Below are 12,583 nucleotides of genomic sequence, written 5' to 3' on the forward strand. Positions count from 1 at the left end.
AACCGACAAATGTGGGTGATCGCCGTATCGTTCGTCTCATGAGCGTCACAGACGGGGAGACGGGGGGCGCGCCGCCCAGCCCGCTGGCCGACACCGTACTGGAGCGGCTCACCGCCGCGTACGCCGCCGCGGCCGACCCCGAGCGGGCCGTGTCCATGCGGGCGTACATGAGGGACGTGGCCCCGTTCCTGGGGCTGACCACGCCGAACCGCCGCGCCCTGTCCCGTACCGTCCTGGCGGGCACGCCCCGCCCCGACGAGGCGGACTGCGCGGCGATCGCCCTGCGCTGCTGGGAGCTGCCGCACCGCGAGTACCACTACTTCGCCGTGGACTACCTGCGCCGCCATGTGAGGCACCTCTCGTCCGGCTTCCTGCCCGTGGCCCGGCACCTGATCAGTACCGTCCCCTGGTGGGACACCGTCGATCTGCTCGCCGCGCACGTCGTGGGCGCCCTGGTCGCGGCCGACCCGGAACTGGCCGGGGACATGGACGCCTGGATCGGCGAAGACGACCTGTGGCTGGTCCGCGCGGCCCTGCTCCACCAGCTGCGCTACAAGGAACACACCGACAGCGGACGCCTCTTCGCCTACTGCCTCCGCCAGGCCGGACACGAGGACTTCTTCGTCCGCAAGGCCATCGGATGGTGCCTGCGCGAGTACGCCAAGACGGACCAGGCGGCCGTACGGGGCTTCCTGGCGCGGGAGGGCGACCGGTTCGCGCCGCTGACGGTGCGGGAGGCGCTGAAGAACGTGGCGAGCGCCGGGAGCTGAACTCGCCTCCCGCTGAGACCCGTTCTAGAGATGCGGCCTGGGAAAACCATTCGACGTCGGGCAAAGCGTCCGTAAGGATCGACGTCATGGTCCGGCTCGCCTTCGTTCTCGCAGCATCCGCCGTCGCGGATGCTCCGAAGGCTGCCGTCGTCGTGCTCCTGGCCGTCGCCGACGGCGCCCGAAGCTGACCCTCCCCGGATCGCCCGGCGGACCCCGCAGGGGGAGGGTCGGCGGTTCCTCGGGGTCCCACCTTCCTACGAGGCTTCGAGGTACAGCCATGTCCAAGACGGCGTACGTCCGCACCAAACCGCATCTCAACATCGGCACCATGGGCCATGTCGACCACGGCAAGACCACCCTGACCGCCGCCATCACCAAGGTCCTCGCCGAGCGCGGCACGGGCACCTTCGTGCCGTTCGACCGCATCGACCGGGCGCCCGAGGAGGCGGCGCGCGGCATCACCATCAACCTCGCCCACGTCGAGTACGAGACCGACACCCGGCACTACGCGCACGTCGACATGCCGGGCCACGCCGACTACGTGAAGAACATGGTCACCGGCGCCGCGCAGCTCGACGGGGCGATCCTCGTCGTCTCCGCGCTGGACGGGATCATGCCGCAGACCGCGGAGCACGTGCTGCTCGCCCGGCAGGTCGGCGTGAACCACATCGTGGTCGCCCTGAACAAGGCCGACGCGGGCGACGACGAGCTCACCGACCTGGTGGAACTGGAGGTCCGCGACCTGCTCTCCGCGCACGGCTACGGCGGTGACTCCGTGCCGGTGGTACGGGTCTCCGGGCTGAGGGCGCTGGAGGGCGACCCCCGCTGGACGGCGTCCGTCGAGGCGCTGCTCGACGCCGTGGACACCTATGTGCCGATGCCCGAGCGGTATCTGGACGCGCCGTTCCTGCTGCCGGTGGAGAACGTCCTGACGATCACCGGCCGGGGCACGGTGGTCACGGGGGCGGTCGAGCGCGGCACGGTACGGGTCGGCGACCGGGTCGAGGTGCTCGGCGCGGACGTGGAGACCGTGGTGACCGGGCTGGAGACCTTCGGCAAGCCGATGGAGGAGGCGCAGGCCGGGGACAACGTGGCGCTGCTGCTGCGGGGTGTCGCGCGGGGCGCCGTGCGGCGCGGGCAGGTGGTGGCCGCGCCGGGCAGTGTGGTGCCGCGCCGGCGGTTCACCGCGCGGGTGTACGTGCTGTCGGCGCGGGAGGGCGGCCGTACGACGCCGGTGGCGACCGGGTACCGGCCGCAGTTCTACATCCGTACGGCGGACGTGGTGGGGGCGGTGGACCTCGGTGCCGTGGGGGTGGCGCGGCCCGGGGAGACCGTGGTCATGACCGTGGAGCTGGGGCGTGCGGTGCCTGTTGAGCCGGGGCTCGGGTTCGCCGTCCGGGAGGGCGGGCGGACCGTGGGGGCGGGGACCGTGACAGCCGTCTCGTGAGCCGGTGCGGGGGGATCGCGCGTTCGCTGTGGCCGAGCGCGCGGTTCCCGCGCCCCTCGACGGCGTCGCCCACCGGCACAATGGAGCAGTGAGCGAGTCCCTCCCCGTGTCCCGCGCCGTCGACCACGGCACCGCGAAGCTGATGCCCGACGTCGACCGGGAACGGGCGTGGCTGCTGACGGTCGACGGGGCGCCGCAGTCGTACGTCGACCTGGACGAGCCGGCGCACCTGGAGTTCGAGTACGCGCGGCGGCTCGGGCACGTGCTGGACACGGTCGCCGAGCCGGGGCGCGCGCTGGACGTGCTGCACCTGGGCGGGGGCGCGCTGACGCTGCCCCGGTATGTGGCCGCGACCCGGCCCGGCTCCCGGCAGGACGTCGTCGAGGCCGACCGCGCCCTGCTGGAGCTGGTGGCCGAGCATCTGCCGTTGCCGCCGGGCTCCGGTATCGCGCTGCACGTGGCGGACGCCCGGGCCTGGCTGGAAGCCGCGCCCGCCGGATCCGCGGACGTGCTGGTCGCCGACGTCTTCGGCGGCTCACGGGTGCCGGCGCACCTGACCTCCCTCGCCTACGCCCGGGAGGCGGGGCGCGTACTGCGGGACGGCGGGGTGTACGTGGCCAATCTGCCCGATGCCGCGCCGTTCGCCTTCCTGCGCTCCCAACTCGCCACTTTCCAGGCGGTCTTCGAGGAACTCGCGCTGATCGCCGAGCCGGGTGTGCTGCGCGGGCGGCGGTTCGGCAACGCGGTGCTCGTCGCCGCGCACCGGCCGATCGAGGTGGCCGCGCTGGCCCGGCGCACCGCCGCCGACGTCTTCCCGGCCCGGGTCGAGCACGGCCGCGCCCTGCGGGACTTCACCGGCGGCGCCCGGCCGGTCCGGGACGAGGACGCCGTACCGTCACCCGAGCCCCCCGACGGGGCGTTCGGCATCGGCTGAGCCGGCCCGGCCGTCGCCTCGCGGCACGGAGTGGTGGGCGACGTACGTGGTGCGGCGCCGCAGGGTGCGTACGTCCGGTACGCACAGCACCGCCGCCGTGACCAGGACCACCAGGCCCGCGCAGCCCCACAGCGCGGCCGGCCGCCCGAAGGCCGACTCCGCGGGGCCCGCCAGCGCCGTGGCCAGCGGTACGAGGGCGACCGAGCCGAACCAGTCGTACGCCGAGACCCGGGACAGCTTCTCCTCCGGGATCTCCTGGTGCAGCGCGGTCATCCAGGAGACGCCGAACACCTCCAGGGTCACGCCCGTCACGAACATCACCGCGCACAGGGCACCGGCCGGCACCGGCACCGCGAGGGCGGCCGAGGGCAGGGCCAGCGGGAACACGCACAAGGTGCCCGCCAGGAGCAGGCGGCGCGGTTTCCAGCGGGTCATCAGCAGTGCCCCGACGACCGTGCCCGCGCCGAAGAAGCCCAGGGCCAGCCCCCAGGGGGCCGCGCCGCCCAGGTGGTCGCGGGCGACGAGCGGGCCGTAGACCGCGTCGGCGGCGCCGACGACCGCGTTGGCGACGGAGAACTGCACGACGATGCCCCACAGCCAGGGCCGGCCCGCGAACTCCCGCCAGCCGTCCCGCAGATCGGCGAGCATGCCGCCGCCGGGCGCGCGCGGCGGGAGCCGGCCGACGTCGAGGAAGGCGCGCAGCGCCCCGGCCACGGCGAACGCCGCCGCGTCCGCCGCCAGGACCCATCCCGGCCCGATCGCGGCGACCAGGGCACCGCCGAGCGCGGCACCGCCCAGGGCCGCGCCCTGCATCGCCATCCGGAACACCGCGAAGGCGCGGCCCGCCTGCTCGCCCTGGACCGAGGAGAGCAGCATGCCCTCGGCGGCCGGGCTGAAGAACGCCTGCCCGGTGCCGCCCAGCGCGGTCAGCAGCATCATCTGCCACAGCCGCGGCTCACCGGCGAGGACCAGCACGGCGAACGCCGCCTGCGACAGGCAGTTCAGGGCGTTGGCCGCGACCATCACCCGGTGCCGCGGCAGCCGGTCCGCGACGGCGCCGCCGATCAGCAGGAAGAGCACCAGCGGCAGGGTCCGCGCGGCGGCCACGAGGCCCACGTCGCCGCCGTCACCTCCCGCCTCGAGGACCGCGAACGCCGCCGCGATCAGGGCACCCTGGCTGCCCAGGCTGGTGACGAACGCGGCGGCGGTCAGCAGTGTGTAGGTGCGGCCCGCCCAGGCGGGGCGGCGGCGGAAGAGGAGACGGGTCGACGGCACGTGGTGACTATCGCCGTGGCGGGGCCGGTCTGCCAAATGGAGTGCCGGCCCCGTCAGCGCGGCATCACGACTCGGTGGGCGGTTCCTCGGTGAGGCGTACGGTGCTCAGGATCTTCTGGACGGTCTTCTCGGGCAGCTCGTCCTTGACGCCCTTGGCGCCGTAGAGGTTCCAGGTCACGAAGTCGCCGGCGCCGTTCTTGAACGCGAAGGTGATCGCCTTGCCGTCGCTCGCGCACTTGCCCTTCTGGGGCGTGTTCTCCGAGTAGGCCGTGGCGACGCTGCCCTTGATGCCCGACGCGGTCGTGTACGGCTTCGGCTTGGTGAACTTCACGCTCTTCTTGTCCGGCTGGGTGTACCCGCCGAAGATCCACCACGGCACGCGCGTCTCGGCCGCCTCGTCGGTGTTCTTAGCGCCGTTCTCCCCGCGCGTTCCGGCGGTCGCGAGGGCGGTGTCCTCCTCGCGGCCGTCCTTGTCGTCGTCGCTGGTGCACCACTTGGACTTGAAGTACGCGGGGGCGGTGACGGAGGTGCGGTCCGTCTTGCCGTCCTTGTCCTCCCACTCGAAGCCCACGCTGGTGCCGGTGCTCTCGATCTCCCAGTCGGCGGGCACGTCGAACATGGTGCCGAAGCGCGGGTTGACGACGACCTTCCAGCCCGGCACGGTCGCCTTCAACTCCCCGCCGGCGCGCGGGTTGTCGCCGGAGCCGGACGAATCGGGGTCGGCGGACGTGCTCGCGCCGGTGCTCGCGCTCGCGGACGGCTTGCCGCCCTTGCCGCCGTCCGCGGTGTCGTCCTTGTCGCCGCCCAGCACCAGGAAACCGGTGACCCCGGCGGCCACGACCACCGCGGCCGCCGCCACGATCGCGACCAGCTTCGTCCGGTTCCCGCCGCCTCCGCCGTGCGGCGGCTGCGGTGCGCCCACCGGGGCGGGGGTGCCCCACTGCGGCTGCTGCGCGTACGGGTTGGGCTGCTGGTAGCCGGGCTGCTGATACGGATTCGGCTGCTGGTACCCCGGCTGCTGGTACGGGTTGTTCTGCGGGTTCTGCTCGCCCCCGGGCGGCTGCTGTCCTGGCCACATGAGCAGCAACCCTAGCCGCGCCCGGGACACGATGCGGTCACCGCCCTTTGACGGACCGGTCGCAAGTCGGACCGATGCCGCGGGCCGGGCGGCCGGTCCGCGGCGCCACTCTTCTCAGCCGAGGCTACTCGTGGGTAACATGCGGGCATGAGCGCAGACCAGATGTCCGTCGGCGAGATGCTCGCCGCCACGGTGCCCATGGCCCGGACCCTGAACCTCGAGTTCCTCGAGACCACGCCGCACAAGGCGGTGGTGGTCCTGCCGGACCAGAGCGCCTACCACAACCACGTGGGCGGGCCGCACGCCGGCGCGATGTTCACGCTGGGGGAGTCCGCGAGCGGGGCGATCGTGCTGGCCGCGTTCGGTGACCAGCTCTCGCGGGCCGTGCCGCTGGCGGTCCGCGCCGAGATCTCCTACAGGAAGCTGGCGATGGGCGCGGTCACGGCCACCGCGACCCTGGGCCGCCCGGCCGCCGAGGTCGTGGCGGAACTCGACGCGGGGAAGCGGCCCGAGTTCCCGGTGTCGGTCGCGATCCAGCGCGAGGACGGTGCCGTGTCCGGTGAGATGACCGTGGTGTGGACCTTGCGCCCGAACGGCTGAGCGCCGTCGCGCACCAGGGGCCCCGGTCGAGGTCCGTGACCCGGCCGGGCCCCGTGCCGTCCCCGGGCGGGCGCGGGAGGTCCCGGCCGTTCAGCCGCCGGTCCCCCGCAGGGCCCCGTTGATCTCGCGCAGGGCTCCGGTGAAGCGGGCGTAGTCCCCGGGCGGCACGGGCTGGACGAAGTACCGCTCGACGACACGGGTGTGGACGGACGCCGCCCGCAGGAACACGGCGCGGCCCTGGTCGGTCGGTTCGACCAGGATGCTGCGGCGGTCCACGGGGGAGGGGACCCGGCGGACCAGGCCGGCTTCCTCCATGCGGTCGATCAGCCGGGTGGTGCCGCTGCTGGTGAGGGTGAGGTCGTCGGCGAGGTGGCGCTGCGAGACCTCCTCGCCCGGCTGCCGGCAGAGCCGGATGAGCACCTCCAGCATCGTGTGGCTGATGCCGCACTCGCGGCGCAGCGCGGCGTCGATGCGCTGCTCCAGGCGTGTCGCGGCCTTGATCAGCAGTCCGAAGTCCTGCACCGGCGCGCCGGCGGCGGCGCGGGCGGCCTCGTTGACCTGCCTGGTCGTGGCATCCACCTGCTCGATCACTCCTGTCCTCTTCAGTGAGCCGTCCGTCGACTTTACTGCTTCTTCACCTACTGACGTCTCAATTGCTGAGCAGTCAATTGCTGAGTAGTCAACGAATTCGTACAGTGTGCGCCAGACGTCCTGCCGGAGAGGGAGAGAGCAGTGGACCTTCAGCACTGGCTCGGCAGAGCCACGCACGCGATACAGGAGTGGGCCGACGGCCACGGCCCCTACCAGCCGCACCCGTCGCTCCAGGTCGACGAGGACCGCCTCGCCGCCGCCTTCGAGGAGTTCACCGGGCGGCTGAAGGACAACTACCCCTTCTTCCACCCCCGGTACGCGGGACAGATGCTGAAGCCTCCGCACCCCGCCGCGGTGGTCGGCTACCTGACCGCCATGCTGATCAACCCTAACAACCACGCCCTGGACGGCGGTCCCGCCACCGCCCGGATGGAACGCGAGGCGGTGGCGCGGCTGGCCGGCATGTTCGGGTACGACACCCACCTCGGCCACCTCACCACCAGCGGCACGATCGCCAACCTCGAAGCCCTGTTCGTGGCCCGGGAACTCCACCCCGGCCAGGGCGTCGCCTACAGCGCCGACGCCCACTACACCCACGGCCGCATGTGCCACGTGCTCGGCGTGCAGGGCCATCCGGTACCCACCGACGACCGGGGCCGCCTCGACCTCGACGCCCTGGAGGACGTGCTGCGGACCGGCCGGGTGGGCACGGTCGTGCTGACCGCCGGCACCACCGGCCTGGGTGTCGTCGACCCGGTTCACCAGGCGCTGGCCCTCAAGGAGCGGCACGGCGTCCGGCTGCACGTGGACGCCGCCTACGGCGGCTTCTTCACCCTGCTCGCCGGGGCCGACGGTCCCGAGGGGATCGACCCGGAGCCGTGGCGGGCCATCGCGCGGTGCGACTCGGTCGTCGTCGACCCGCACAAGCACGGGCTCCAGCCCTACGGCTGCGGTGCCGTGCTCTTCCGCGACCCCGAGGTGGGCCGCTTCTATCTGCACGACTCGCCCTACACCTACTTCACCTCCGCCGACCTCCACCTCGGCGAGATCAGCCTGGAGTGCTCGCGCGCCGGAGCGTCGGCCGCCGCCCTGTGGCTCACCTTCCAGCTCCTCCCGCCCACCCCCGACGGCCTCGGCCGCGTCCTGGCGGCCGGCCGGCGGGCCGCGCTGCGGTGGGCGGACCTGATCGCCGCGTCCGACGTCCTGGAGCTGTACCAGCGGCCGGAGCTGGACATCGTCACCTGCTTCCCGGCCGTGGAGCCCGCCACCCTGAGTGCGGTGGACGCCGCGTCGGCACGCGTCCTGGCGGACGGCATGGCAAGCGCCGACCCGGTGTTCCTGAGCACCCTCAGGGCCGGCCGGGAGTCGTTCGCCGCGCGCCACCCGAAGATCACCGCGGACGCCGACGGTGCCCGCGTCCTGCGCAGCGTGCTGATGAAACCCGAGTCCGAGACTCACCTCGCTTGGCTGCACGCCCGGGTCGAAGAGTTCGCCCGGACCCGGTGAACACCCGGAAGACACGGGGGATTTCGAAAACGGGTGCGGATACCGCCGGTAACTTCTCTGAAAATGCAGCGTTTTGAACGCGCGGCTTTCGAACTTCTTGTTTTCCGTGAGTTGTTCGTGCGAAAGTGAGCGGCCCCGCAGCCGGGTCCCGCGCGTGACGCGGCACAGGCACGCACCGATCAGACACCTGCTTTCCGACGGACGTGCAGCTCGCCTGCCGTCCTGCGGCTGGAAGGACATGGGTTCCGTGCAGTCCCCCCACCCCCCGCGCCCGCCCTATCCGCCCCGTCCCGGAGTGTCCCGGGAGGAATCCGACCTCGATCTGCTCGCCAGGGCCGCCGAACCCGGTGAAGGTCCCCGCGCCCTGGCGCTGCTGCTGGCCAGGCACTGGCGGGCGACGTACGAGTACGCGGCGATCTGCCTGGCCTCCGCCGACGACGCGGCGGTCCTGGCGGCCACCACCGCGTTCCACCAGGTCCTGGACCAGCCGGCCGACGGTGCGCTGCGCCCACGGCTGCTGGCGGCCGTGCGGGACACCGTGCGCGAGTGGGCCGCCGACGACCGGGTTCTGGCCGTCCTGCCGGAACTGCGCAAACCGGTGGGAGCACGCGGACTGCGGGCCGCGCGGCCCGGCACACCCGAAAAGCGGCGCCTCGCCGAGCGCGCTTTCCTCGCCCTTCCCGGCGCCTCCCAATGCCTGTTGTGGCACACGTACGTGGAGGCCGAACCCCTATCCGTACCGGCCGGTCTGCTGGGCATCGACCCGGGTACGGCGTCGGACGCGCTGGAACAGGCACAAGAGCAATTCCGTTCGGCGTGTGTACGCGCCCACCGGGAACTCGCGCCCACCCGGGAATGCCGCTTCCACAACCGTCTCCTCGACGTCCCCATGCGCCGCGGCGCGGGCCTGCTGCCGGATGTGCAGCGGCATCTGATGGTCTGCCGGTTCTGCCGTCAGGCGGCCGAACAACTCAGCCACGCCGAGCGCGACCTGGGCGTACTGCTCGCCGACACCGTGCTCGGCTGGGGCGTGCGCCGCTACCTCGACTCACGGCCGGGGCGTGGCGACGGGGCACCCCCCTGCCCGGCCCACGGCGGCCGCCACCGCTACCGCCCGCGGAGCGGCGGCCGCTCCCGCGCACCGAAGCGGCCGGCCAAGGCCCTCGCCTTGGGCGTCGCGGTGGCCGCCGTCGCGCTGCTCGCCACGGTGCTCGCCGCCCGGGGCTGGTCCGAGGAGGGCGGCTCCGCGGATCCCGGCGCCACCTGGGGAGCGCCCAGCGGCCACTCCGTCCGCCCCGGCACCACCCCGTCCGCGCCGCCGCACACCGCGGGAGGCCCGTCGGCCGCCGCCGTGGGCCACACCGCCGAGATCGCCCGCGGCCGACTGCGCAGCCTCACCACCGGCCTCTGCCTCGACGTACCCGGCGAGCACGCCGAGGCCGGTGCCCGGATCGTGCTGGCCGAGTGCTCCTCCGCCGCCACCCAGCAGTGGTCGTACCGGGGCGACGGCCGGCTGCGCAGCGCCGCCGCCCCCACCCTCTGCCTGCACTCGGAGACGGACGACGCGCCCGTGGTCCTGTCCGCCTGCCTGGTGCACAGCGGGGCGGTGCGCTATGACCTGACCGTCCGCGGGGAGCTCCTGCCGCGCGGCGGCAGCGGCAAGCCCCAAGTCGTCGCACCCGGCGACGGACGGCAGGTGCGTCTGGCGCGGCGGGACGGTTCCGAGGCGCAGCGCTGGGCGCTGGAGGCGGGGCGCGGGCCCGCGTCCGGGAGCGGCCGGGCACCCGGGAAAGGGAGCGACTCGAGCGACCCCGGGGAACGGAGCGATCTCGTGACCGGACCACGGGGACACGCGCCCGAGGCGGACCCGCCGTACGGCACCGTCCCGCACCCGCCCGCCGCCGAGCCGCCCCCGGCGACGCCCCGGAACCCGTCGGCCGGGCACGACGACCCGCCGCAGAGCTACGACAAGCGGTTCGCCCGGGTCGGCTGCTGCGCGGCCGCGGACCCAGACGCCGGAGGTCCCCGGACCGCCACGCCCCTGCAGCCCGTGTCCGCCCTGGCGGACACGGCCGTGACGGCGATCGATGCCGTCCGGCCCCGCCAGCCGGCCCCTGGCGGAGTGGAGCGGGAACGCGTGAGCCCGGGGCGGCGTCTTTCCACCCGGTAGGCTTCCCGTGCGTGTGCCTCCTCGGCGAGACGCGCACGGGAACGCAGGCAGGCGAATCGGGAGGGACCGGCGTTGCACGTCCAGGAGTGGCTCGAGACCGTACCCGCGGTCGCCGTCTACGCGCTGGTGGCAGCCGTCATCGGCCTGGAAAGCCTGGGCATCCCGCTGCCGGGCGAGATCATTCTGGTCTCCTCCGCGCTGCTGGCCTCCCAGCACGGACACATAGACCCCGTGATCCTCGGCACCTGCGCCAGCGCTGGCGCGATCATCGGCGACTCCATCGGCTACGCCATCGGCCGCAAGGGCGGACGCCCGCTGCTGGCCTGGCTGGGCCAGAAGTTCCCCAAACACTTCAGCGAGGGACACATCGCAACCGCCGAGCGCTCCTTCGAGAAGTGGGGCATGTGGGCGGTCTTCTTCGGCCGTTTCGTCGCCCTGCTCCGCATCTTCGCGGGCCCGCTCGCGGGCGTGCTGCGCATGCCGTACTGGAAGTTCCTCATCGCCAACGTGCTCGGCGGCATCCTGTGGGCGGGCGGCACGACGGCGGTCATCTACTACGTCGGCATCGTCGCCGAGTCCTGGCTGAAGCGCTTCTCCTGGCTGGGCCTGGTGGCGGCGGTCCTCGTCGGCCTCACCTCGATGCTGATCCTCAAGCGCAAGGCGAGGAAGGCCCAGACGGCACACCAGCAGCCGGAACCCGTTCCGGCCGCCGAGTGAGGGCCGTACGCCTGGCGGTGCCTACTCGTGCACCTCACGGTGCGCCCGGGCCAACTCCGCGTACAGGGTCCCGTTGAGGGTGAGGCCCTCCCGCTCTTCCTGTGACAGCTCCCGCCTCACCTTGGCGGGCACACCCGCGACGAGCGACCCCGGCGGCACCACCATGCCCTGCGGCACCAGCGCCTGAGCAGCCACCAGGGAACCCGCCCCGATCACCGCCCCGTTCAGTACGGTCGCCCCCATCCCGATCAGGCAGTCGTCCTCCACGGTCGCCCCGTGCACCACCGCGTTGTGCCCGATCGACACCCGCTCGCCCACCGTCACGGGAAAGCCCGGATCGGCGTGGAGCGTGCAGTTGTCCTGCACGTTGCTGTCCGTCCCGACGGAGATCCGCTCGACGTCCCCCCGCAGTACCGCCCCGTACCAGACACTCGCCCCCGCCTCGATCGTCACGTCCCCGATCACCGAGGCCGTGGGCGCCACGAACGCCCCCTCGGCCACCTTCGGCTCCCTGCCGCCGATCCCCGTGATCAACGCTCGCTGTGCCATGCCGGTCCGCCTTCCACACGTCGTGAACACCCGCACCGTACGCCACCCGGTAGGGCGAAGATCACAGGCCCTGGCCGTCATGAGGGCTCCGCGGGCTGAGTACGGTGACGTGGTGCCGAACCACAAGAACACGTTCTCGTCCTGGCGGCGCCGCCTCGCCCAGCGGGCCGTCCACGCGGGCTGGGCCTGGGTGCAGCGCACGGGTTCGGTGACGGCCCAGACCCCGGGCCGCTTCCGCTTCGGCTCGATCGGCGAGGCCACCCGGCTCGCCTTCCCGCTCGGCACGGTCTTCGGCGAGCCCTGGATCCACCTGGGCGCGCACTGCATCATCGGCGAGCAGGTCACCCTCACCGCGGGCCTGATGCCCGACCTCGACCTCGGCCCCGAACCGATCCTGCGCATCGGCGACGGAGTCGTCCTGGGCCGCGGCAGCCATGTCATCGCCGACACGACCGTGACCATCGGCAGCGACTGCTACTTCGGGCCGTACGTCTACGTCACCTCCACGAACCACTCGTACGACGACCCGCACCAGCCCATCGGCAAGCAGTGGCCGCGTATGGAGCCGGTGGAGATCGGCCCCGGCTGCTGGATCGGCACGGGCGCGGTGATCCTGCCCGGTGCCCGCATCGGGCGGAACGTGGTCGTGGCCGCCGGCGCGGTGGTACGGGGCACCGTGCCCGACCACGCGGTCGTCGCGGGCGCGCCCGCCCGGGTGGTGCGGCGCTGGACACCCGCCGACGGCTGGCAACCGCCGCTGCGCAGTCCGGCACCGGTGCCGATCCCCGAGGGTGTCACCCCTGAGCAGCTGTGCGCCCTGTCGGACCTGGACGAGGAGACGGCGGCCCGGCTCGCCGCCCTGGACACCCAAGCGGCGGTCCGGCTCGCCGGACCGGGCCCCGAGTCCTGAGGACCGGCCCGGGTCCGGCCCGGCATTGGGAGAACG

12 protein-coding genes are annotated in these 12,583 nt (G+C 73.2%); 8 read left to right on the plus strand and 4 right to left on the minus strand.

Annotation, left to right across the window (positions count from 1 at the left end; genetic code table 11):
• Positions 1-38: 38 nt before the first annotated feature.
• From AB0K80_RS27920 to AB0K80_RS27930, 3 genes are all read left to right on the plus strand, one after another.
• The gene (locus AB0K80_RS27920) at positions 39-770 is read left to right on the plus strand and encodes a DNA alkylation repair protein (RefSeq protein ID WP_365674275.1); all 732 of its coding nucleotides are present in this window, start codon (positions 39-41) and stop codon (positions 768-770) included.
• Between the two features lie 277 nt (positions 771-1,047).
• Positions 1,048-2,217: an elongation factor Tu gene (gene tuf, locus AB0K80_RS27925; protein ID WP_365674278.1), complete on the plus strand. Its 1,170-nt coding sequence runs from the start codon at positions 1,048-1,050 to the stop codon at positions 2,215-2,217.
• A gap of 88 nt (positions 2,218-2,305) precedes the next feature.
• Positions 2,306-3,151, plus strand: coding sequence for a fused MFS/spermidine synthase (locus tag AB0K80_RS27930; RefSeq protein ID WP_365674281.1), 846 nt, complete (start codon positions 2,306-2,308; stop codon positions 3,149-3,151).
• On the opposite strand, the gene AB0K80_RS27935 is transcribed toward AB0K80_RS27930, so the two are convergent.
• Together AB0K80_RS27935 and AB0K80_RS27940 are read right to left on the minus strand one after the other, a co-directional pair.
• Positions 3,113-4,426, minus strand: coding sequence for an MFS transporter (locus AB0K80_RS27935; protein ID WP_365674283.1), 1,314 nt, complete (start codon positions 4,424-4,426; stop codon positions 3,113-3,115). The two genes, AB0K80_RS27930 and AB0K80_RS27935, sit on opposite strands and share 39 nt — an antisense overlap.
• A gap of 64 nt (positions 4,427-4,490) precedes the next feature.
• Entirely contained in the window at positions 4,491-5,504 is a 1,014-nt protein-coding gene (locus tag AB0K80_RS27940) for a hypothetical protein (protein WP_365674285.1), read from the minus strand.
• Between the two features lie 147 nt (positions 5,505-5,651).
• Here AB0K80_RS27940 and AB0K80_RS27945 point away from each other — a divergent pair, with 147 nt between their 5' ends.
• A complete protein-coding gene (locus AB0K80_RS27945) occupies positions 5,652-6,104 on the plus strand; it encodes a DUF4442 domain-containing protein (protein ID WP_365674287.1) in 453 nt (150 codons plus the stop codon).
• Positions 6,105-6,194: 90 nt separating this feature from the next.
• On the opposite strand, the gene AB0K80_RS27950 is transcribed toward AB0K80_RS27945, so the two are convergent.
• Entirely contained in the window at positions 6,195-6,683 is a 489-nt protein-coding gene (locus AB0K80_RS27950; protein ID WP_365674289.1) for a MarR family winged helix-turn-helix transcriptional regulator, read from the minus strand.
• 153 nt (positions 6,684-6,836) lie between these two features.
• Between AB0K80_RS27950 and AB0K80_RS27955 the strand changes: the two genes are divergently transcribed.
• The 3 genes from AB0K80_RS27955 to AB0K80_RS27965 all read left to right on the plus strand — a co-directional run bounded on the left by AB0K80_RS27955 (position 6,837) and on the right by AB0K80_RS27965 (position 11,088).
• Positions 6,837-8,201, plus strand: a complete 1,365-nt coding sequence (locus AB0K80_RS27955; protein WP_365674291.1) for an aminotransferase class I/II-fold pyridoxal phosphate-dependent enzyme — start codon at positions 6,837-6,839, stop codon at positions 8,199-8,201.
• Between the two features lie 295 nt (positions 8,202-8,496).
• Positions 8,497-10,371, plus strand: coding sequence for an RICIN domain-containing protein (locus AB0K80_RS27960; protein ID WP_365674292.1), 1,875 nt, complete (start codon positions 8,497-8,499; stop codon positions 10,369-10,371).
• Between the two features lie 72 nt (positions 10,372-10,443).
• A complete protein-coding gene (locus AB0K80_RS27965) occupies positions 10,444-11,088 on the plus strand; it encodes a DedA family protein (protein ID WP_365674294.1) in 645 nt (214 codons plus the stop codon).
• A 21-nt stretch (positions 11,089-11,109) separates the two neighbouring features.
• On the opposite strand, the gene AB0K80_RS27970 is transcribed toward AB0K80_RS27965, so the two are convergent.
• Positions 11,110-11,637 (minus strand): gamma carbonic anhydrase family protein, encoded by a 528-nt coding sequence (locus tag AB0K80_RS27970; protein ID WP_365674296.1) that lies wholly within the window; start codon positions 11,635-11,637, stop codon positions 11,110-11,112.
• Positions 11,638-11,749: 112 nt separating this feature from the next.
• On the opposite strand from AB0K80_RS27970, the gene AB0K80_RS27975 reads away from it, so the two are divergent.
• Positions 11,750-12,547, plus strand: a complete 798-nt coding sequence (locus AB0K80_RS27975; protein ID WP_365674298.1) for an acyltransferase — start codon at positions 11,750-11,752, stop codon at positions 12,545-12,547.
• Positions 12,548-12,583 lie beyond the last annotated feature (36 nt).

It is taken from the genome of Streptomyces sp. NPDC052682 (genome assembly GCF_040678435.1).
GTDB lineage: Bacteria > Actinomycetota > Actinomycetes > Streptomycetales > Streptomycetaceae > Streptomyces.